The sequence below is a fragment of the Chryseobacterium sp. HR92 genome (assembly GCF_045689405.1).
GTDB classification, from domain to species: Bacteria; Bacteroidota; Bacteroidia; order Flavobacteriales; family Weeksellaceae; genus Chryseobacterium; species Chryseobacterium viscerum_A.
In genome coordinates, this window is record NZ_CP139139.1 from 765749 (window position 1) to 787514 (window position 21766).

Below are 21766 nucleotides of genomic sequence, written 5' to 3' on the forward strand. Positions count from 1 at the left end.
TTATGATCACCCGCTCAATCTACATTGGTAATCCCGCTTATCTTAAGCTCAAAGATGAGCAGCTGAAAATCCTCTGTCCAGAAACCAAAATGGAAAAGGGGAGTGTTCCTGTGGAAGATTTGGGTTTGCTGATGCTGGATCATTATCAGATTACCATTTCTCATAATTTGATTCAGAAGATGATGGGAAATAATGTGGTGGTCATTAGTTGTGATGCGCATCATTTACCGCACGGAATTATGCTTCCACTGTATGGTCATACTGAACATTCTGACCGGGTAAAAGATCAGCTTGAAGCCAGTGAACCGCTGAAAAAGCAACTTTGGAAACAGACCGTGGAATGTAAGATTGAAAATCAGAAAAATGTTCTGATGAAGTTGGGAAACTATTATGAACCAATGGTTGAATACCAAAGAAATGTAAAGTCTGGGGATTTAAGCAATATGGAAGGTATTGCAGCTCAGCATTACTGGAAATATCTGATCAGCCTTGATTTTTTGAGACAGCGTTTCGGAGAATCACCAAATCAGTTCTTTAATTTCGGGTATGCGGTTCTCAGAAGTATTGTCGCCAGGGCTATTGTTGAAACAGGATTATTGCCCGTATTGGGAATTTTTCATAAAAATAAATATAATCCTTACTGCCTTGCCGATGATCTGATGGAACCTTATCGTCCGTTTATTGATTTACTAGTAATGCAGTGGCTGGAAATTCATCCTGATGCAGAAGAACTGACAAAAGAATTTAAGGCTCATATTCTGCAGATTGCAACCAAAGATGTGCGCATTGATGATAAAACAAGACCATTGCTGGTTGCTTTAAAAATGACGGTTTCGTCGCTTTACAAATGCTACACAGGAGAAAAAAGATTAATTTCTTATCCTGAACTGTTATGAACGCCGAAAGGTTTAACGCATATCGGATTATGTGGGTTTTAGTATTATATGATCTCCCGACTGAGACCAAAGCGAATATGAAAGATGCTAACCGTTTTCGCAAGGCGCTCATTGATGATGGTTTCACCTTGTTTCAGTTCTCAATGTATGTACGCCATTGTCCGAGCCGGGAAAATGCTGAGGTTCATATTAAAAGAATTAAATTTATGCTTCCAAAAGCCGGAAAAGTTGCCATTATGTGCATCACGGACAAACAATTTGGAGATATTGAAATCTTCTTTGCCAGGAATAAAGAAGAGCCACCTCCAACCTTTCAGCAGCTTGAATTATTCTAAATTTTAAATTCTAAATATAAAAATAATCTACTGAAAACCAGTAGATTATTTTTTTGAGGCTGTGACTAATCACGAAGATAATAATTTTTGAAAGCAATTCACAACAAATCTCTCTTGGTTTTGAAATATGTACCAGCTGTGACTAATCACGAAGATAATAATTTTTGAAAGCAATTCACAACTGACGAATCTTATATCTTCCTGTGCAAAGCGCTGTGACTAATCACGAAGATAATAATTTTTGAAAGCAATTCACAACAAATCTCTCTTGGTTTTGAAATATGTACCAGCTGTGACTAATCACGAAGATAATAATTTTTGAAAGCAATTCACAACTGACGAATCTTATATCTTCCTGTGCAAAGCGCTGTGACTAATCACGAAGATAATAATTTTTGAAAGCAATTCACAACGCGCAAGTGTACAATCTTCGTTTGACTCATGCTGTGACTAATCACGAAGATAATAATTTTTGAAAGCAATTCACAACCGTTACCCTTTAACTTTGTGTTTGATGAAAGCTGTGACTAATCACGAAGATAATAATTTTTGAAAGCAATTCACAACAAATTGTTACACCATCCAGTGCTTTCTTCTGCTGTGACTAATCACGAAGATAATAATTTTTGAAAGCAATTCACAACAGCCTTTCGGTCTTCTGGATTACCATAGCCGCTGTGACTAATCACGAAGATAATAATTTTTGAAAGCAATTCACAACAAGATGCAATTATGAGCGTTAGTGGAGTCAGCTGTGACTAATCACGAAGATAATAATTTTTGAAAGCAATTCACAACAGGAAATAGATCTTCGAGTTTGTGTGTTATGCTGTGACTAATCACGAAGATAATAATTTTTGAAAGCAATTCACAACCAATATGTCAGTATCTTTGTCAATATGTCAGCTGTGACTAATCACGAAGATAATAATTTTTGAAAGCAATTCACAACCAATATGTCAGTATCTTTGTCAATATGTCAGCTGTGACTAATCACGAAGATAATAATTTTTGAAAGCAATTCACAACTCAATGTCAGTATCTTTGTCAAATGTCAGTGCTGTGACTAATCACGAAGATAATAATTTTTGAAAGCAATTCACAACCTAACTTCTTAATGGTTTTACCCATTCTTAGCTGTGACTAATCACGAAGATAATAATTTTTGAAAGCAATTCACAACGGTTTAGCATCAGATGTATATTCTGCAACAGCTGTGACTAATCACGAAGATAATAATTTTTGAAAGCAATTCACAACTACAAATATTCATTGTTGTTGTGGCATTGTGCTGTGACTAATCACGAAGATAATAATTTTTGAAAGCAATTCACAACAGGAATATAATTCAAATTATTCTGCATCAAGCTGTGACTAATCACGAAGATAATAATTTTTGAAAGCAATTCACAACACTCTACACCATCATATCGGTTGTATCTAAGCTGTGACTAATCACGAAGATAATAATTTTTGAAAGCAATTCACAACGGCTTGCTGCCTTGAAAGTATGGTTAATGAGCTGTGACTAATCACGAAGATAATAATTTTTGAAAGCAATTCACAACAAGAACTATTTGGATCGACATAGCGAACTTGCTGTGACTAATCACGAAGATAATAATTTTTGAAAGCAATTCACAACATGTCACCTTTAAGTCCCTGGGCATTTTCGGCTGTGACTAATCACGAAGATAATAATTTTTGAAAGCAATTCACAACGATCAAAGTTTTCATTTCCAATGAAGTGTTGCCGTAACTGATCACGAAGGTAATAATTTTGAAAGCAATTCACAACATGAAGGTTCTTTCCTTATTAATCCGCCGGGCTTTGACTAATCACTAAGGTAATAATTTTTGAAAGCAATTCACAACAAGTGCCTCCCTAAGATGGCGCAGTGTTAAGCTGTGATTCATCACTAGATAATAAATTTTGAAAGCAATTCACAACGCTCTGAGAAGCATCCGGAAATTGTATGAAGCTGTGATTAATCACTAAGTTAATAAATTCTGAAAGCAATTCAGAACTGCGTGCGGTAAGCATTCTTTTACTACTGAGCTACGGCTAATCACGAAGATAATACATTTTAAAAGTAATTCACAACAGTAATAGACTGGTAGCTCGTTTTTCTGTGGCTGCGACTAATCATAAAGATAATAATTTTTTAAAGCAATTCACAACGCTCACTGAACCGTCCTGAAATTGTGTGAAGCTGTGACTAATCACGAAAGTAATAATTTTTGAAAGCAATTCACAACTTAAAGTATTTGGATATCGGTTCTCGGAACTCTGTGACTAATCACGTAGATAATAATTTTTGAGAGCAATTCACAACTATGCAATGTCTCGTGAAAGATTTTTAGTCTGTTATAACTGGTCGGAAAAATAGTAATTTTGCAATATATAACCGCCCACCCTTTAAATTTTCTATTTCAATTGTGATTAGTTATAAGATAACAATTTAATTATAGAGTTTTAAGAAGTTCGCCTTTTAGTTGGACACCTTAGTGTAATAATAGATGATTTTTTTTTAAAATCAATTAGCTCTTGTTAGCTTATCTATGTAGAATCCTGCAAAATTGATCAGTGAGCCTGTAATTGCAGACAGCTCCCATTGTTGTTTTTTACGATGAAAAATATTTAGATTAAAAAATTTATATTTTTTTAATCCATTCTACTACTAAAATTAATAATATAATTGTCAGCAACATTGCTAAAATAGAATAAGGATTAGCAAAGTTAACGGTCCAACCTAAAAATTTATTTCTCTTAGGAGGAAACAGTCTCTTGTCATCTTTATTATAGTAAAAAATGCCAAATTTCCAGTTATCTTCATTATCTTCGTTCATAATATAATGTTTTTAAATAGTTATATACATCATTGTTTTTATCCAAATATAGTATTAATGCTCCTATCATTGGAAACATAAAAGACATAAGACCATGCAGTATAAATATACAAAAATGAAATAAAACTCCTAGAAAAAAGAAAAGCATCAATATTCTTCTATTTGTAGCTAGTATACATGCAAATAGTCCTAATTCTAAAAAAATTATTGACCATGAAATAACTGGAGAAAATGAGCTTAAAGTAAGTATATTTAGATATTTTAAAATAAAATCGGGGGCTCCAAAAATATTATTATTAAGCCAATAATAAAGTCCGGTTCCATCTCTCCAATCTTCTTTGTATAATTTACCTACTCCGGCATGAAGATATATGACGGCCACCTGTAATCTTATTAAGAAATAATATACTCCGAAAAAAACATTTCTATTTTTCAAATAAAGAGACAGATTAATTCTTTCTTTATTCCATTGATTAATTCTTGTATCAAATAAACATACAGGTATTAACAATAATGAAAGATTTGAAGCAACCTGGTCTCCCCCTTCAACAATTACAAATGAATTACAAATACTTAAATGTACCCAAGCCTGTAAAAAACAGGATAATTGAGGCAAATAACCTGTAAAAACAAATAGTAAAATAAAGATACATATTGCTTTAGCAATAGGAGGAGAAAAGAAAGAAAAAATACTAAAATCTATAGAAAATTTATTTTCGATCCGATCAGCTAGTAAGCCAATATCTATATTAGAAATCTCATATGAATCGTTAAACAAAAGGATAAGGAGGGCTCCAAACGCTAAAAAACATCTAGCTAAAATTATCTTTTGATTAAATATCAAATTATTTTCCAAATAATTAATAATTGCTTTCATTTCAATTCTTTACTACTTCAATTGGATATATTTCAAATTTAGCTTTATAATTGGAAGTTTTGCTAAGTAAAGCCCATGGAAGCTGTTCCTCAATCACTATTAAATATTTTCCATTATTTATATCTGGTATATACTTTTTATCAATATTAACTTTAGTAAAATCAATATTTCTATCTGAAACATTTTTCTTTAATTCATTAATTCCTAAAAATTTTTCGGAACTATGTTGTACAGAGTCTCTAATAATTTTATTGACTATCTTTTGAAGCTCTATATTTACGATCCTACTTTTTTTAGAAGCTCCTAAAAAAGTATTTAGAGAAAAATTTTTATCAATAACATTATCGAATTTGTTATTCGAAAAAGAGAAAAAGTGAATTAGAGGGTCTCTTGGTTCTTTTGTAAAAAAAGCCCAACCCTGTGGAAATAATAAAATATATTTCTTTTTTGTTTCTTTACTTTTATTTAAAGGACTGTTACCAAAATAGACAGAGGATATCTTTAAAATAAATGTGCAAACAAAAATGACACTAATCACAAGATAGAATCTTGGAGATTTATAAAATAATTTCATTTTTCAGATGTTCGCCCCTATTTACCTTTTAGTTTTAAAGTAATATCAGCATAAAAATTTTCGTAATAAAAATTATTTTCACTGGTTTTTCCACTTTCTGCCAATGCGACCGAATGAATAAATCCAACAGCAACAGCCATAACTACCACAGCAACAACTCCATAAAGAACTAGAGCCATATCAGTGTAAACTACATTGATTTTACCTTCCATATTGTCTGTTGAATTATTAAGATTATCTGTGGATGAATTTTGTTTGATACTATTTATTAATTCTGCCAAATATTCTTTAGTAATTTTAGTTGGTTTATCTACTTGAGAGTACCCTTTAGCAAAAGCGTCTTGAAATTCTACAAATTGAGATTCTGTTAGATTGTAGATTTTGAAAAGTTGTTTTTTTATTTCGGTATTAGCAAGAGAAATAGCTTCTTTAACTCTATCATAATCTCCAGAGGTAATTTCTTCATTAAAGTTGCTCAAAAATTCTGGATTTTCATCTTTTATAGAATTCATTAAGACGTTTTGGAAATTGACAATTTCATTTATGTCATCTTGGTCATCTATGAAATTTCTGAAATTTAATTCTTTATATTCAGGAAATAATTCAGCAACATCTCCTTCCATAAAAATTACACCTTTAAAGACTTCTTCATCAGTAAAATTTTGTAATTTATTACTATTCACAGAACTTTTATTAACAGATGAATTTTCATTATTTTCCAAATCATTTGATTCGCTTGAACAACTATATAAAATATAATTGGTCAATAGTAGAAGAATAAACAGAGGGTTAGTGGAGATTTTTCTTATTTTTTTCATGGTAATTATTTTAGTTTGATTACAAATATAAAATTTTATTTCAAATGGAAAAGAATATTTTTTTTATGTTAAATACTTATACAGAGATAATTAGAGTATATGGAAAAACTCGCTGTCCTTTATTTATAAGAAGCAACGAACGGCTTCCATTTTAAAATCCAATAGAACTAGAGCTGTATAATTTTTTGTCAATTTTGATATTTCGAGATCACTTCAGCAACCGTTTTTATGCAGAGCATTTCCTATTGGTCAGCTTTCTCATATAAAAGTATTTTTTAAAAGTATGGAGGAAAAAGGAACACTTCAGCTTTGTGATATTCCAACTTATCTGGAATTTGTATTATACCTGTCCTGTAATTTAATAAATTTTTGATCATTATTATGAATAGAAGCATGTATTTATAGATTACTAAAAGTATAAGTATGTGCAGATATAAAAGCAGTTTTAAATATTAAGGTGTTCTTATTTTAGATTTATTCTTTAATAGTCTAAGTAGATTGTCATCTAATGATGGAGTTAGCCTTTACCAATTAACATTAATTCATTCCTTATAACTTAACTGTGTTATAGATTGTAAAAAGTCTCTCTTTTAGTCAGATACCTTAACAATTTTTTCAAAGTGGAAAAGGAAACTTGGCTTTTCAAATTTTTGATAGTACAAACCAAGACTCTTTTAAATGTTTATATGTGGTAATACTTATACCCAAGTATTTTTAAATAAATTTTAATTAATTGAGGATGCTGAAATTAGTTGTAAAAAAAATAAACTATATAATTAACTAGTATTTTGCCATTTCCGATACAATTATTTAAAATGCAAGAAGTCCGCTAAAAAGCGGACACCTTACATTTTTATCAAAAGGAAAAAGAAGCTAATTTTTACCGGGCATTGCCTCACCCAATGTAGCTAGCACCTTTCAATTTTAATACGAGAAATTATTTTCTCAAAAATATAATTGGTTTTGAGTTACTGATCAAATAAGTAGTTTTTTAGCTATATCCAATGATATGGTTTATCCTTACGATTAATATAGCAGTGCATCTCCTCTTTTCTAAGTTCGGGGAAAAATTCTATAGCTTTATCAATTGCATAATTTGGCAGGAAATGGATTTCGTTACGAATTGCTTTGACGACTCTTTCGTAAGTATAAAATTCTACAATTCTATCAATGTCGTTTTGGTTACCACGTTCAACAATACGAGCAATAATTGATTTATAGGCTTTATCTAGATCCATCGCATCTAAATCAAAATCCCAAAAGAATGAAGGATCGATATCAAAGCATGGTCTTTTTTTATTTCCTTTTTTCATAGTATAAATTTACTGAATAATAGTGATATATGAAAGTTTAGCGCTTGAATCCGCGTCCCTTTTGTTTATTATTTTGCTCTTTGATTTCAGTAAATTTAAGTAATGGGTTATGTACTGATTTTTTTAATCTCTCTTCTATCTTTTGCCAGGTTATATCTTTACCTTTTATCATCTTGACTTGTACATTCCTATCAATATTATCGTGATGTAGTAAACTTAAGGCAGCAAGTGAGGGATTTCCTCCGTACTTTTTTTGATAAAAATCAAGATAAGTCTTAAGGGAATTGTGTTCCAGTAGAAAATGCATATCAACGAAATCTTTTATTCTGCTTCCATCTTGAAATATAGCATGAAGTTTCATAGCTCCTATATCCTCAAGGGATGCCAACCTAATGTCTTCTTTTGTTATTATTGTAGGCAATTGCCATTGATACTGATGGGCAAGGATATCGACCTTGATTTCAGATATTTTCAAAAGTAGTGTATTTTCAAATGTATTTTTAACTTCTACAGGATAGTTATTCGAGAGATAGTTTAGGATAGACTTCTCATTAAACGGTTTAGTTGTAAACAGATCAATATCAATACTTAAACGATGACCAAGCATTAGACTGAGTGCAGTGCCACCTACCAAGGTAAAATCCTTTAGTCTTTCCTCTTTCATCAGTTTCTGAAGAAGCTCCCACATTTCCTTACTGACAGTTTCTTTATGTAGCATATTTTCATTTTTCAGAAAATTAATTCTGAAAGTGAGGTATGCTTCTACAAGGGCTTTACAAGGAACTGTTTGGCTTTGGTTATCAATGAAAGCTAAATTATCAGCCCTTTATTGATGGAGATACTAGTAAGTGGAATTTCAATTTTTTCTGTTGGTAGTTAGTACCTGCATACTGATACAGTCCACTTAAATTTTAATATAGTTTTATTCTTCTAATTGGCTCTTATAATTTTAAGAAGTCCGCCTTTTAGTTGGATACCTCGTTTTGTGTTTTTTAAAAGATGAATGAAAATCCCGGCGTTATAAAAAGTAATGTTCCAAAATTCTGTTTTAAGAATGGATCTATTGTCTATTAAAATGCTTGCAATTTTAAAACTACGCGGAGAAGTTAGGAGCTCATTCGCAACTTTGAAGTTCGCTTCGCTCTCAACAAAGTTTCTACTTCGCCTAGCAGGGGCTAAAAAAATGCAGTCGCTTCCGATCTCGATCACTATAGTCCATGCACCAATATAAAGTATGTTTTATAATTCCTTAAATATAAAGTTTTAGACACAGCTATCATAAATAAATATCATGAAAACTTCCATCAATTTTAAAGAAGCTAAAGCTGATTCAGAGATGCATAATTTTCGAAAAAAAACTTTTGAATATATACGTAAAGAGCTTACGGTAAATAATGAGTATTGGCAGCACGAAAAGATTTCAGATAGGATACAAAAAATTAAAGCCTATTGTAAAGAAAAGTCTGGCCGCAAACTACAGCGCAATGCGATGCCTGTCCGTGAAGCGGTGGTCGTGATCAGAGAAGATACTACCATGAAAGACCTTCACGATCTTTCTCGAAGATTGGAGCAGGAACTGGGAATAAGGGTATTTCAGATTGCCATACATAAAGATGAAGGGCACTGGGATAAAGAATCCAAAGAATGGAAACCCAACTATCATGCACATCTTGTTGCCGACTGGCAAGACCAGAAAACAGGAAAGACACTAAAGCATCAGTCCTTTCATTACTCTAAAATGCAGGATCTTGCTGCCGAGTGTCTGGGTATGGAAAGAGGTACTTCTGGTTCAATAGGCCGGCTGGAAGCGGTAGAATTTAAGATACAGAAAAAAGAAGAGGAATTAAAAGCCCTTGAAATCAAAATGCAGGAGATGACAGCGCAGCTGGCTTCCGGTAAATTCAATGATCTTATCATCAAAGAAACCAATTTCTTAGGAATCGAGCAGATTAATCTTGATAAAACAACCAGGAATTACGGGGATGCTTTCAGATTATATAATGCTGAACTTTTAAAAGCCAGCAAGGAACTGGAAGCAAAAAACAAAAACATGTCCGAACTTAAAAAGGAAATAGGAAATCTGAAAAAGGAAATTGCTGATCTGAAAAGCAGAAATACCATACTTTTGACTGATCCCGATATTTTTGCTATAGAAAAGAAAAAATATCAGGAATCTGTCATGGATGCGCTGGAAAAATCTATCCGGCTTGAACGGATGAAAAATCCGGATGCACAAAGAACGGATGATAAAAACTTACTCGCTGAAATGAATAAAATCTGTAACGAGCTATCCGTCAGCAATCACATTCCCATTTCTGCTTTTGAGCACATATTTAAAGCTGTTGAACTGGCAGCGGGACTTTTTTCACTCTTAAGATTTGGAGATGCCAGTGATGTAGAGCCTGAGATTATTCACGTTCCAAAGAAAAAGAAAAAAAAATCAGGCATTAATACGACAAAATTAAAGCATTGAATAATTGAAATCCTGTGATGGTTTATCGCATGGAATGTGCGTGATTGGTCCTTTTTTTAAATAGATAGATTTATCCTTATCATTGGCCGCATCCCAGATCAAAACTTTGTTCAGATAGATTTTATTATACACTACTTTTCCGTTTTTATCCACCAGATCAGCAGTCAGGATATCATCCGATAGGCCGTTATTATAATTTATTTTCAAAATTGATTCAGAATAAATGGGATCAAAAATTAATACCAGACATTTTCTGTCACTTTTATTTTCAATCCTAAAGTAATCAGAAGAAATAATATCAGGAACCAATTTTCCTTTCCCAGGTGAAGGATTTTTATCATTGTTACCGGAAGATATAATTTTTAATTTTTTCAGATCAACTTTGTCGGCTATTTCCGACTTTTCATCAAGCAGGTCAACATTATCACCATTTGAGATAAAAACCTGAAGACCGGTATCGGTTTGGAAATATACATCATCCTTCTTGCAGGATATACTTAGTAACGCTAAAACAGTACATAAAAATAAATTTCTCATCATCCTAAATTTATAATTACTGAACTGCACTTTTAATCTAAACGTTCTATCATTTTAATCTGCTACAATATTTTTGTTAATTTTTCATGTATTGCATGCCAGATTTAATTTCTTTATAAAATTCAGATGTACCCTATTTAGAATCGCTCTCTTTTTAACTTCATAATATTCTAGATAATGTTAAAATTAAAATAGTACACACGCATGTGATTAATTATAGTAACTTAACAAAAATATTTGCGATGATGAAAAATACAATTCTTATTCTCTTATCGGGTATATTTTTACTTACCCTATCAAACTGTGAAAAAGATGATACGAATGCCAAATCATCTGAGCAAGACCCAAATCTGTTAGTTGTAAAAAAAAAGACAACTTGGTTTTGAAACTGAGGACTTGAAAGTCCGTGGGGACACACTTATTGTTGAGGGAGATATAATGATGTTCAAATCTAAGCTTTTAGATTCCACAAGAGTAAAAGTAAGTTCGAAGCATGCAACTACCAGCAATTTTCCCTATATCAGAAATGCCGACATGAACTTGAGGGTTTACATTCAGCCTAGCAATTCCTCAACCATACCAACAGGCTTTAGTTCTGGGGAAATAGCACTTATTAAATCAGCATTAAATATGTTTTTAAAATCTAACCTGTCCTCATGCGGATTCCATTACCTATACTACTAAGCCTGCCTGCCGAGGTCACATATAGCCAAATGGTGCCATTTTTATTTAGTCGGAACCTGTAGCTCTACCTAAAATTCACCTGGATGCCAGTCTGAGTTTTAGAGAGGGTTACACTCTTGCTCTACTAGCTTCGTTTTTTTTAGCCTCCGATTCAAATTCTTAGCAAGATCTTCCGACGTTATTCAATGATTAGTATAAACAAATATATCATGATCTTAAATTATTTATATTTTTCATCCAAATATAAATATCTGCCCCTGTGCCAATGTTCAGTTTCTTTCTTAGTCTATTCTTTCTCGTCTGTATAGACTGAGGCTGCACAAAAGTATATCTTGCAATATCTTTAGTTGAAAAACTAAGAAATAACAATGCACAAAATTTGAGTTCACTGGATTGTAATTCAGGATTTATTTGTAATAATTTTTTTATAACATGAGGATAAACTTCTTCGAATCTGGTAAGGAATACAGGGTCATTATTTTTAGCAAGCTCAACAATCTCATCAAATGCAACGTTCAATTGTTGCTTCAGCTCTTTGGTCTCCTGATTTTTGATCGTTAAATGATCTACAATTTTTCTTTTTTCATCTTTGTGTTTGTATCGTAGGATGATTAATATACTTATTAAAATTAATACTCCTGCTGTTGCCCAGTATAATAAATATTTACTTTTAGATTTCAAAGGCTCTTCATTTTCTTTGATTAGTCTATTAATGGGCGCATCTATATTTGAGATTTCAATATTCTTCAGACTGTCATTTAACACAGTATACTTCTTGAGATACTCTATTGCAGAAGTTTGATCACCTTGCTTACTGTAAACTTCATATAATAAATAGTATAAGTCTTTCAGCTCTGTCTTATATCTACCTTTCTCTGTAAGTTGTAGTGCTATATTATAATATTCCAATGAAAGAGGATATTGCTTTTTGGTAAAATAGATTTTACCCATCAGCTCCGCTGCCATATATTTATTATAATTGTTCTTTCCATTGGCTGGATATGCATTGTAACGTTGAAGATAGTACATTGCAGAATCCAATTGGTTTTGGCTAAACTTAGTTTTAGCCATATTAACAGTTACAATACTTAATAAAGTATTTAGTCTTTGATTTTTATTTTCTAATGAATTTAGGTTCTTGTATACTGTTTTATAATATGCGTATGCTGAATCTACTTGTCCGGAATCGCTATAAACTACCCCGATATTGTTTTGTGAAAAGTTAACTAAAAAGTCACGATTCTCTTTTTCTTTTATTTGAGAAGCAACTGACTTCATTTTTTTAAACTGGTATATAGCTTTTTTGCTTAAACCAATTTCATTATAGCACATTCCTAACTGTCTAAGTATATTACTTTGTAATTCATAATCAGTTTTAGTATATTCCTCTTTTTCTGCTATTTCAAGGTATTGTATACTTTTCTTGAACTCCCTCTCGAAGGAATATGCAGCTGCAAGACGAATATTACCCGTAGCAATCCCTTTAGAATAATTAATTTTCTCCGATGCTTCTATAATTGCTCTATGTTGTTCTACATATTCATTTACCTTACCTTCAACATGTAACATATCCGCCTTTTTCAGCCAATTATCAATTTTTTGTACAGTCATTTTTTGTTGGGCATCAATTATCATAAAAGAAAACAATAACAAAAAAAGTAAAAATTTTATCATACGGTTTTTAATTAAAAAGTAAATATAATAATCTTTTAAGTTTATTATTTAATCAATAACCAATTATTAGTTGATATCCTCTTGAATATGTTCTGTTTAATCCATTCAATTCAAACTTGTCTATATTTTATTGCTGGATGTAATATTCAGGTAGAATCCCATCTTTTGCTAAAAATGTAATAATTAATTACCATCAATTAATTATTGCGATATTTCAATTCTTGACACTTTTTTATAAGATTTTAAACAAAACTGACAATAAATTAAAAGCTCCAGAATATATCAGATAAAATAATAATTCACTAAATGAATATCACTAACTATATACAAATGGATTAACAAACACAAACTAAAATCGTCCGGATACCAGAATTTTAATTCACCATATCCGGACGAAGAAAACAGTTGAATATTTTCTTAACGTTTGTATCAATTTTTAGCTTGCTTTTATTTTTTTGAATTGTTAAATTATCATGAAGACAAACTGAAATACTTTACTAAGTGCCATAATAAACAACATTAAGGGATGCTCGATCGCATCTGTAAGTCCTGGTATATTGTACATTAATATGGAAAGTCTCATTGATATTAAAATACTGAGTAATAGTTGTACTATGGCCAATGCCAGCTGTTCCATCTCCATGTCCTGTTAAAGTAGTAGCGATAGAATTTGCCCCTTTATAAATATTAGTTGATGCTGATCCACCACTAGGATTATTCATGCTAATATCATAGTGTGTATAAACAGTAATGCTATAATATCCTGCTTTTTTTATTGTAAAAGTGGTCCCATTACTAGAAATAAGTTCAGCATTGTTTTTGTTTATTGTAAACGATAGATTAGAAGATACAGCACCAGCAACAGTTCCTGTAGTAATGTTTCTGTTTGCTATTGTTGAAATAGAGGGTATATTCAATGCAGCTCCATCTTTTAAGTAACCGTTAGCATCTGTTCCTAAGAAACTGTAATTCTTATAATTATCAAGACGTACAGTTCCTACATCTGATATGCTTAACAATTCCTTGTTGCTGTTATCATTGATCTTCAATGCTTTCGTGGTGTCAGTATTTCCTTTACTAACAACATCCAAAGTTGCGCTGGGTGAAGGGGTATTGATACCAACTTGTGAATGTGCGGCGATATATGTAAGTAGCGCCAGTGAAAATAGTAGTTTTTTCATTTTAGTGTATATTTTAATTTTCTTTTTAGATGAAAAGTGGGTGTTAGATTAATTAATAACAATAGTTACTCAATTTTTTCAAGATATAGCAACTGACCAACTCCTATAGAAGCTAACGAACTCACTCTCGGACCATTACTTCATTACTCCTAAATAGTCATTATCACGAATATCCAGTAAAGTTTCAATTTCCGGTGTATCTAAACCTAACAGAGAATAGATTGGAAAAGAAACAAATACCATTATTTACTGAAAATAATTTTTCCGTCATAACTGTAATTGCTAAAATTGTTTTGTGTTAAAAAATAGAAATTAGGAATGTTTTAAATCCACGTCGCAATATTACAACAGAAAAATAGTTTTCAACAAAATTAATATATTACACAGATGTTACACTTATTTAATAAATTGATTATCAAAGAAATATAATTAAAAAAAATCAATATTTTAATTAATAATCAATCGTAGCCTGTTCTTAGATTGGTTATTTTTCTTTAAAATTTGAAATAAAAGAAACATCATATTAAACCAACACATGAAAGTTTGAAGTTTTGAAAAAAAATGTTTAATAGTCAATTATTCAAAAATATTAAAACAAAAAAACCGTTACGATTTCACTTACAGAACTGGTTGGCTTAATGGTTATTGGTTTATAAATATATATCATCCTTTTGCAGGATATACTTAGTTATGCTAAAACAGTACATAAAAATAAATTTCTCATCATCCTAAATTTATAATTGCTGAGATGCAATTTTTAATCTAAACGTTATATAATTAAAATATGCTACAGAGGTTAGGAATATAGTAGGGAGGTATTATATACCTTTAAAACCTGATTGCTTATAATGCTTCAGTTATGGTTTTTTTTGAAAAATCCGGGATATCACCGTAAAGAGTACTTAAAAAATCAGATTGCCAGATCTCCTTTGAATCAATGTCCATTATTGTTAATTTGCCAACTGAACCTGCTCCGGTGTCCATATTGGTTATATGTAAAGCTGTCCTGATCAGGTTACTTTAAACAATCTTTGCTATCAGTATCGATATGACGGGCTGAGAAGATTGGTAGAGAAAAAGGTTCCGGGGAAAGGCTGGGAGTATATGATCTATGATAAGCAGGACAGGCTTGTAGGTTTTCAGGATGCCGAGCTGAGAAAAAAAGGACAGTGGCTTTATACCAAATATGATCAATTTTCAAGAGTCATTATGACTGGTATATCTTTAGCAATAGGAAGTTCTCGTCAGCAGGAGCAGGATTATGCAAATACTAAAGATAGCAATAATGAAGCAAGAAGCTCCTCTGTTGCAGTAAATTATAGTGGTATGGATGTTTACTACTCTGTTACAACTGGTTATCCTCAATATGATAAAGTACAATACCTGCTAAGCTTAAATTATTATGACACCTACCCTACCTACAGCTTCAATCCAGCGTTTCCTTCTTCCATATTAGGAAAGCCTGTTATTACTGATACTCAAAATGCTTCGGTGAATACTAAGGCAATGCCGACCCTAAGTCTTGTAAAAAATGTTGAGGATGATAATTGGACCAAAAGCTATATCTATTATGACACAGAAGGAAGAGCAGTAGGAACATACAGCATTAATCACCTTGGGGGATATTCTAAAACGGAAACTGAGCTTGATTTTGCAGGTGCAACAAAGCAGTCCAAAGTTTATCATAAAAGACTCAGTACAGATACAGAAAAAGTCATCTCGCAAAGCTTTGATTATGATAATCAATACAGGGTATTAAAACAAAGCCATCAGGTAGGCAGTGGTCCTGTAGAAATTCTGGCAGAAAACACCTATAATGAACTGTCACAGCTTACCAGTAAAAAAGTAGGTGGTGGTCTTGAAACCATTAATTATCAATATGACATCCGTGGTGCGTTAATTAAAATCAATGATCCTACTACACTCGGAACAAAGCTTTTCGGATATGAAATGAAGTATTTCAATCCTCAGAATACCACGCAGGGAAATACCGGGAAATATGATGGTAATATTACAGAAGTGCGTTGGAAAACAGCCACAGATAAGGTTTTAAGACAGTATAATTACCAGTATGATGCACTCAGCAGGCTTAAAAAAGGAGTCTATTCTGAACCGGGAGCATCGGTTCCTGAAAACGGATTTTTTAATGAAACTCTGGCCTATGATATAAACGGCAATATTACTTCATTACAGAGAAATGGAAAAATTAATTCAGCTACGCAGCTAATTGATAATCTTATCTATACCTACACTGGAAACAGACTGAATACGATCACCGATAACTCAGGTAATTACAGTGGTTATCCCGATAGTTCAGGAAATACAATCTCGTACGATAGTAATGGCAATATGAAAACCCAGGTAGATAAAGGAGTCTTGCAGATTGATTATAATTTCCTTGATCTTCCCGATTATATACAGTTTGATAAACTGTATGCCCCAAGAGACTATGTTAACCTGCTTTTTAATGTAAATACAAAATATCTGTACAGTGCGGACGGAACCAAGCTTAAAAAAACTTATACCTACGGTTCCGGAAAGACAAACGCTGAAACGGTTACTGTGACAGATTATCTGGATGGGTTCCAGTATGAAAGTACACATACAGGAACTAATACATTACCTGTATTAAAATTTGTTCCTACTGCCGAGGGATATTATAACTTTGAAAATAATAAGTATATTTACAGCTATACAGACCATTTAGGAAATGTACGTTTAAACTACTCTAAAAATCTAAATGGCAGCGCAGGAGTTCTTGAAGAAAACAATTATTATCCATTTGGCTTAAAACATGAAGGTTATAATACTTTAGCTGGGAATCCTGCCTATAATTACCAATATAACGGTAAAGAATTACAGAAAGAAACGGGCTGGAATGATTATGGTGCCAGAATGTACATGGCTGACATTGGCCGATGGGGTGTGATTGATCCTCTGTCGGAAATGATGAGAAGGTATTCACCTTATAACTATGTATTTAACAATCCCATCAGTTTTACCGATCCAGATGGAATGAAGCCTATGAATCAGCTTAAAATTGCTGATGATAGTGAAGGTGGCGGAGGCGGAGTAGGCTATATAAATCCAAGATATCTTGGCTTAGGAGGTGGAAATCTTGGCGATAGTTATGGTTTTGGTTCTCTAAGCCCTTCAGGAGGTGAAGGAAATAGCGGCGGATCTGCCCAAGGGTTAATTAATACAGCATTTAATGTAGGTGGAGTTTGGACCAATACAGGATCTGGATTTCAAAATGGAGATAACGTTAGTATAGGATATGATGGAAGTTATCAAAGCCTTAATACGGCTTTAGATGATGGGTATATTAAAATTCCGGAAGTTAAACTAAAAGGAAGTCGTGCCTTTTGGGCATTAAGAATTAGAAGCCATGTCAATAAGTACATGGAATGGTGGAATGCCAAAAGTGATTTTGCTTGGAATAGATGGAATAATGCAGGAAGGCTTGCTGACGGTCCTATAAAAATGATGGGAGGGGCTTATGATCCTTTAGGTTTTTTGGAGGGCGTAGGAATGGCTGCATCCGCTTCGGATAATTCCAATTTAAAATTAGCAATGTTGCCTATCTTGATCGTAACAAAGAATGGTGACGATGCATTAAAAATGTTTGCTTTTGAAAAAGGAGTATTATCCACTGAGAAAGGAGCATTTTCTGTTGCTGATTGGTCTAAGTATCCGTCTGAAATACCTAGACCAAATGGACCATTTAGAATACTTGAAGGTGCAGAATATGATGCCGCTAGAAAAGCAGCAAATAATGCAAATCAAGCTTTAAGAAGATCAAACCCTGAAGCATATAAAGGACTAGAAATTCATGAGATACATCCTGTGAAATATGGTGGAAGTGCTACAGACCCCGCAAATAAAATAGCGATACCAAGAGACTATCATAGAAAAGTAGTTACTCCTTGGTGGAATGATAATATGAGATCAATTAAAAAATTACCTTAAATAAAATATCATGAATTTAAATTTTCAGTATCCAAAAGATTATCTGTCTTATATAAATACCTTAGAGAATAGTGAAGTATATTCTGACAATGGATTTATCGAGTTTTTCCCATTTAATGAACTCGAACAGATTAATGAAGAATACGAAACGGCTGAGTACGTTCCTAATTTTATAGCGATTTGTACAAATGGTGGTGGAGTTGGAGTATTTATTAATAAAATAGATAAGAAAATTTATTCGATTCCTTTTGTTGGTATGGAAGAGAAAGATGCCGTATTACTTGCTGACTCATTTTCTGAATTTATCTATAAGTTTGAAAACAATGAGATAGAAATAATATAGCTTACTGTTTTAGTAAAAATTAGATAAAATCATACTGAACAAAATATTTTAGCCATTTCTGAATGGAGTTGCTATCTTTTTTAGCGCAAGAAATTTACACTACTTGTCCTAAAATTTGAAAGTGTGTTATAAATAAGTAGGGTATTGAAATCAATACCCTAATTTTGAATACAATAAGTTTCACCAGAAACAAGCGAAGTTGCTCTTGAAATTGTAGATGAACTTATTAATATTCCAGAAATTAAACTCTCCAGAAGCAGTTTCTTTTGGAAATCACGAATTCGAAGCCATGTCGATAACTACATTAACTTGTGGTATGCCAAGAGTGATTTCGGCTGGAATAGAACTCTGAATGCAGGAAGATACAATGATGGTCCTGTAAAAATGATTGGCGGTATTAGTGATCCCGCAGGCTTTTTTGATATAGCTGGTCAGGTAATGAGCAATTGGAAACCTGAAAACAGGTATCTTGCTATGGGTGTTGGAATTGTTGGAGCATTAGCATTAAGAAAGCCAACATTAATTGCAAAAACAGAGGTAATATATTAAGACATTACACAACGGAAGCAGTCTATAAAGCTATAATGTAATCAGGACAACTACTTCCACCTATTGAAATAAAAAATGCCAGATATGGATCTGGACAATGTTTAATAGATTTATTATCGCATGAATTTACCAAGGGATAAGCATCAAGAAAGATTATTTGGATTATGACGCATGCCATTAATATTTTATAGAAAACCTGTGTCCTATAAGAGACGGATTTATGGATCAGAGAATATCCCTAATAGTGCGATAGAGGAATTAATTCAACTTAATAAAACAAAATATCCAGATTCATTTATAAAAAAATAATTATTTCACATATGAAACCATTAGAGTTAGTAAAAATTCTCAAAAGATATGTCATCGAAGAAAACATCGAGTTATATGAAAATTTATTGAATACTACAAAAGAAGCGCGAGATCCAGTATGGAAAGGAATTCTTCCTATGTATATTGATTTTTCGAAGGAAGAAAAAGATGTTTTTTTAAAATTTTTGAGAATTGTTGAAATTAATACTTTATCACATGTACTGGGAATATTAGATGGAAGTACTTATGCGGATGAAATAAATGATGAATTTATCCTAACTACAGAAAGTAGCACTGAAAAAATTAATGAAGATTTACAAGATTTATTTTTAGAATTAATTGAAGAAAAATAAAAAATATTTTTTTTATTTGTATTGATGATAAAATAGGATATTATTTTTTAATACCTTATTTTACAATCAAATGAAAAAAAAATATCTCTCATATTTGAGTTAGGGGTTTTACATATCTTATACACCATTATTTGAAATATCAAAATTTTTCTATGTTAGCAATTTTCCTCAAATCATTCAATAAAAAGTTCGAACTTTGGACTATGGGGTCTACTTGTTGGGACAAATCTAAAAAAGAAAGATTTGTCCCTTTTTTATTTCCTTGAATCTCCCTTTCTTTAGAGTATATAAGCTGAACTGCCGAATTTATTCTAGGTGTTCGATGCTTTTCTCCGTCAAACACAAGCTTTTCAGGGAACATCGAACTAATAATCTGCCTTTTTTGCTCCATATCACCTTCTAAATAGTATTTGTAAAGATTTATGATCTTTGCAAGCTCACTTTTTAATAACCGACTAATTTCAGCATTTTGATCTGATAAATGGCTGAGATCAAACTCCAATCTTTCAATTTTAGCGTAGGTGTCTCTTTTTATAAAGTTGTAATCATCATCATCCAAAGTGCCGTCAACTTTTTGAATCAAGGCTTTTTGCAAACGTGCATTTAAATCTTCGACCTGTTTCAGCAGCTGTTTTCTTTCAATATTCTGTTTCTTAGTCTTTGATTGAAAATCTTCTAATACTGTTTCGATAAAGACCTCTGACATTCCTGGTTTTGGAAGAAGTTCCGATAACTGTTGTTCAAAGGCTGCATTAACCTCAGGCGCCCGGAACCTTACACCGCACTGCGAAGAACAGTGGTAATAATAGTAATACCTTCCCAATTTTCCTTTTGAAGCACTTCCGGTTAACATCCGTTCGCATTTTGGGCATTTTAAAAATCCCCTTAATGGAAGATTATCCATCGAAACGATTTTCGGTTTAGTGAAATCACGCTTTCTACCATCTAATACATCCTGAACTTCTCGAAATTTCAGCTCACTGATAATAGGTTCATGAAGCCCCTTCACAAAATACGCTTCTTCATCCTTGAAGGCCGGAATAAAGATCTTTCCACAATAAATAGGATTACGGATCGCCGTCCAAAAATTATTCTTACTGAATCGGGACATTCCCTTAGCTTTTTCCCTGACCATTTTCCAGATCTGATTCGTATTGAAACTATTCTCCAATATTTTATCAAAAGCCCATATAAGGATTTCTGCCTCAACCTCTTTAACTGCAATATACTTTTTATGGTCTTCGGTAATTTTATTCACATACCCTAAGCTGTACCCATCCAACGTCCTTCTTTCCGTGCCCTACGCATTCCATAAAAAACATTTAAAGCTCTTCTTTCATTCTCCACTTCGGGAATGGTCAGATAATGCGAAAGCATAATTTTGGATTCAGGGATGGACATATCAAGAGGCTGCTCTATTGCCTGAGGTTCAGATCTCAGTGATCGCAATATGTCGATAGTTTGATATGCTTGTGATGTGTTACGACTAAAACGGTCCCATTTTGTAAATAAAAGCAGAGTTACATTTTTAATATTTTTCTGTTTACGCAGGGCGGTAATTAATTTCTTCCATCCTGGTCGGTTGAAAGTTTTTGCTGAATAATCTTCGATATAAACATTTCTTACTGAGATTTCTTTCAGCTCACAGTATCTTCTTAGCCTATCTTCCTGATCCCTTAAAGAATATCCTTTATCTGCCTGCTCATCTGTTGACACACGTATGTATAAGTCTGCAATCTTGCTCATAATAAAAGTGTTTGGTGAATATTAAGCGTTAGTCTTTCTTAACTGAAAGATACTGATTCACTGCGACATCTGCAACTTTTCGCATAAATAGAAGTATTATTTCAGCTTCTTCAATAGAGACTTTTGTGCCATGCTTTTCCAGTATACTAACTACCTTTTCAGGAGTAAGTTTCCTATTATTACCTTCTTGCTCATTTTCAGAATAATAAAACTTTTCCATTATATTCTAATTACAACTCAATCCAAGGTCATTGGTGAGTAGATTCAGCCTAAAATTATATGGTG

At 32.5% G+C, this 21766-nt stretch carries 20 protein-coding genes and 1 CRISPR repeat array; of the genes, 7 read left to right on the top strand and 13 right to left on the bottom strand.

Features of this window, described 5'->3' with window-relative positions; all coding sequences use genetic code 11:
* Window positions 1–2: 2 nt before the first annotated feature.
* Window positions 3–896, top strand: coding sequence for a type II CRISPR-associated endonuclease Cas1 (gene cas1 / locus SFA27_RS03420; RefSeq protein WP_407296314.1), 894 nt, complete (start codon window positions 3–5; stop codon window positions 894–896).
* Window positions 893–1231 carry a CRISPR-associated endonuclease Cas2 gene (cas2, locus tag SFA27_RS03425; RefSeq protein ID WP_407296316.1) on the top strand — a complete coding sequence of 113 codons (339 nt, stop codon included), beginning with the start codon at window positions 893–895 and terminating at the stop codon, window positions 1229–1231. Before cas1 ends, cas2 begins: the two co-directional genes overlap by 4 nt.
* Window positions 1232–1289: 58 nt before the next feature.
* Window positions 1290–3259: direct repeats of the CRISPR family, unit length 47 nt; unit sequence GCTGTGACTAATCACGAAGATAATAATTTTTGAAAGCAATTCACAAC.
* Between the two features lie 627 nt (window positions 3260–3886).
* On the opposite strand, the gene SFA27_RS03430 is transcribed toward cas2, so the two are convergent.
* From SFA27_RS03430 to SFA27_RS03455, 6 genes are all read right to left on the bottom strand, one after another.
* On the bottom strand, window positions 3887–4081 hold the full coding sequence (locus SFA27_RS03430; RefSeq protein WP_407296319.1) for a DUF5808 domain-containing protein: 195 nt from the start codon (window positions 4079–4081) through the stop codon (window positions 3887–3889).
* Window positions 4068–4958: a hypothetical protein gene (locus tag SFA27_RS03435; protein WP_407296321.1), complete on the bottom strand. Its 891-nt coding sequence runs from the start codon at window positions 4956–4958 to the stop codon at window positions 4068–4070. The genes SFA27_RS03430 and SFA27_RS03435 overlap by 14 nt, the downstream gene beginning before the upstream one ends.
* Before the next feature lies 1 nt (window position 4959).
* The gene (locus SFA27_RS03440; protein WP_407296323.1) at window positions 4960–5532 is read right to left on the bottom strand and encodes an SdpA family antimicrobial peptide system protein; all 573 of its coding nucleotides are present in this window, start codon (window positions 5530–5532) and stop codon (window positions 4960–4962) included.
* Window positions 5533–5549: 17 nt separating this feature from the next.
* Complete coding sequence (locus tag SFA27_RS03445) at window positions 5550–6350, bottom strand: hypothetical protein (protein ID WP_407296326.1); 801 nt, start codon at window positions 6348–6350, stop codon at window positions 5550–5552.
* 995 nt (window positions 6351–7345) lie between these two features.
* Window positions 7346–7663, bottom strand: a complete 318-nt coding sequence (locus tag SFA27_RS03450) for a DUF6922 domain-containing protein (RefSeq protein WP_407296328.1) — start codon at window positions 7661–7663, stop codon at window positions 7346–7348.
* Between the two features lie 37 nt (window positions 7664–7700).
* Entirely contained in the window at window positions 7701–8381 is a 681-nt protein-coding gene (locus SFA27_RS03455) for a nucleotidyl transferase AbiEii/AbiGii toxin family protein (protein ID WP_407296331.1), read from the bottom strand.
* A 573-nt stretch (window positions 8382–8954) separates the two neighbouring features.
* On the opposite strand from SFA27_RS03455, the gene SFA27_RS03460 reads away from it, so the two are divergent.
* Entirely contained in the window at window positions 8955–10136 is a 1182-nt protein-coding gene (locus SFA27_RS03460; protein ID WP_407296334.1) for a hypothetical protein, read from the top strand.
* On the opposite strand, the gene SFA27_RS03465 is transcribed toward SFA27_RS03460, so the two are convergent.
* The 4 genes from SFA27_RS03465 to SFA27_RS03480 all read right to left on the bottom strand — a co-directional run bounded on the left by SFA27_RS03465 (window position 10125) and on the right by SFA27_RS03480 (window position 15196).
* The gene (locus SFA27_RS03465) at window positions 10125–10673 is read right to left on the bottom strand and encodes a hypothetical protein (protein WP_407296336.1); all 549 of its coding nucleotides are present in this window, start codon (window positions 10671–10673) and stop codon (window positions 10125–10127) included. The two genes, SFA27_RS03460 and SFA27_RS03465, sit on opposite strands and share 12 nt — an antisense overlap.
* Window positions 10674–11564: 891 nt before the next feature.
* Complete coding sequence (locus SFA27_RS03470; protein ID WP_407296338.1) at window positions 11565–13031, bottom strand: hypothetical protein; 1467 nt, start codon at window positions 13029–13031, stop codon at window positions 11565–11567.
* A 497-nt stretch (window positions 13032–13528) separates the two neighbouring features.
* Window positions 13529–14212, bottom strand: a complete 684-nt coding sequence (locus tag SFA27_RS03475) for a hypothetical protein (RefSeq protein ID WP_407296339.1) — start codon at window positions 14210–14212, stop codon at window positions 13529–13531.
* Between the two features lie 843 nt (window positions 14213–15055).
* Window positions 15056–15196, bottom strand: coding sequence for a hypothetical protein (locus tag SFA27_RS03480; RefSeq protein WP_264517046.1), 141 nt, complete (start codon window positions 15194–15196; stop codon window positions 15056–15058).
* A gap of 81 nt (window positions 15197–15277) precedes the next feature.
* Here SFA27_RS03480 and SFA27_RS03485 point away from each other — a divergent pair, with 81 nt between their 5' ends.
* From SFA27_RS03485 to SFA27_RS03500, 4 genes are all read left to right on the top strand, one after another.
* Window positions 15278–18181: an RHS repeat domain-containing protein gene (locus tag SFA27_RS03485; protein WP_407296342.1), complete on the top strand. Its 2904-nt coding sequence runs from the start codon at window positions 15278–15280 to the stop codon at window positions 18179–18181.
* A gap of 10 nt (window positions 18182–18191) precedes the next feature.
* The gene (locus SFA27_RS03490) at window positions 18192–18524 is read left to right on the top strand and encodes an SMI1/KNR4 family protein (protein WP_407296344.1); all 333 of its coding nucleotides are present in this window, start codon (window positions 18192–18194) and stop codon (window positions 18522–18524) included.
* Between the two features lie 309 nt (window positions 18525–18833).
* Window positions 18834–19073 (top strand): hypothetical protein, encoded by a 240-nt coding sequence (locus tag SFA27_RS03495; RefSeq protein ID WP_264517044.1) that lies wholly within the window; start codon window positions 18834–18836, stop codon window positions 19071–19073.
* A gap of 320 nt (window positions 19074–19393) precedes the next feature.
* Complete coding sequence (locus SFA27_RS03500) at window positions 19394–19735, top strand: hypothetical protein (RefSeq protein ID WP_264517043.1); 342 nt, start codon at window positions 19394–19396, stop codon at window positions 19733–19735.
* A 139-nt stretch (window positions 19736–19874) separates the two neighbouring features.
* Here the strand turns inward: SFA27_RS03500 and SFA27_RS03505 are convergent, their stop codons facing one another.
* From SFA27_RS03505 to SFA27_RS03515, 3 genes are read right to left on the bottom strand one after another with little or no spacing between them, the layout of a single operon-like run.
* Window positions 19875–20993, bottom strand: a complete 1119-nt coding sequence (locus tag SFA27_RS03505) for a recombinase family protein (RefSeq protein ID WP_407296348.1) — start codon at window positions 20991–20993, stop codon at window positions 19875–19877.
* Window positions 20994–20998: 5 nt separating this feature from the next.
* A complete protein-coding gene (locus SFA27_RS03510) occupies window positions 20999–21481 on the bottom strand; it encodes a recombinase family protein (RefSeq protein WP_407296350.1) in 483 nt (160 codons plus the stop codon).
* Between the two features lie 28 nt (window positions 21482–21509).
* Window positions 21510–21701, bottom strand: a complete 192-nt coding sequence (locus SFA27_RS03515) for a hypothetical protein (RefSeq protein WP_407296353.1) — start codon at window positions 21699–21701, stop codon at window positions 21510–21512.
* Window positions 21702–21766: the final 65 nt, after the last annotated feature.

Coding starts and splice junctions, on each gene's coding strand:
- cas2 (WP_407296316.1), top strand. CDS start 893: ATGAACGCCGAAAGGTTTAACGCATATCGGATTATGTGGGTTTTAGTA.
- SFA27_RS03480 (WP_264517046.1), bottom strand. CDS start 15,196: ATGGACACCGGAGCAGGTTCAGTTGGCAAATTAACAATAATGGACATT.
- SFA27_RS03510 (WP_407296350.1), bottom strand. CDS start 21,481: ATGAGCAAGATTGCAGACTTATACATACGTGTGTCAACAGATGAGCAG.
- SFA27_RS03515 (WP_407296353.1), bottom strand. CDS start 21,701: ATGGAAAAGTTTTATTATTCTGAAAATGAGCAAGAAGGTAATAATAGG.
- SFA27_RS03450 (WP_407296328.1), bottom strand. CDS start 7,663: ATGAAAAAAGGAAATAAAAAAAGACCATGCTTTGATATCGATCCTTCA.
- SFA27_RS03440 (WP_407296323.1), bottom strand. CDS start 5,532: ATGAAATTATTTTATAAATCTCCAAGATTCTATCTTGTGATTAGTGTC.
- SFA27_RS03435 (WP_407296321.1), bottom strand. CDS start 4,958: ATGAAAGCAATTATTAATTATTTGGAAAATAATTTGATATTTAATCAA.
- cas1 (WP_407296314.1), top strand. CDS start 3: ATGATCACCCGCTCAATCTACATTGGTAATCCCGCTTATCTTAAGCTC.
- SFA27_RS03460 (WP_407296334.1), top strand. CDS start 8,955: ATGAAAACTTCCATCAATTTTAAAGAAGCTAAAGCTGATTCAGAGATG.
- SFA27_RS03475 (WP_407296339.1), bottom strand. CDS start 14,212: ATGAAAAAACTACTATTTTCACTGGCGCTACTTACATATATCGCCGCA.
- SFA27_RS03500 (WP_264517043.1), top strand. CDS start 19,394: ATGAAACCATTAGAGTTAGTAAAAATTCTCAAAAGATATGTCATCGAA.
- SFA27_RS03470 (WP_407296338.1), bottom strand. CDS start 13,031: ATGATAAAATTTTTACTTTTTTTGTTATTGTTTTCTTTTATGATAATT.
- SFA27_RS03430 (WP_407296319.1), bottom strand. CDS start 4,081: ATGAACGAAGATAATGAAGATAACTGGAAATTTGGCATTTTTTACTAT.
- SFA27_RS03465 (WP_407296336.1), bottom strand. CDS start 10,673: ATGAGAAATTTATTTTTATGTACTGTTTTAGCGTTACTAAGTATATCC.
- SFA27_RS03455 (WP_407296331.1), bottom strand. CDS start 8,381: ATGCTACATAAAGAAACTGTCAGTAAGGAAATGTGGGAGCTTCTTCAG.
- SFA27_RS03490 (WP_407296344.1), top strand. CDS start 18,192: ATGAATTTAAATTTTCAGTATCCAAAAGATTATCTGTCTTATATAAAT.
- SFA27_RS03445 (WP_407296326.1), bottom strand. CDS start 6,350: ATGAAAAAAATAAGAAAAATCTCCACTAACCCTCTGTTTATTCTTCTA.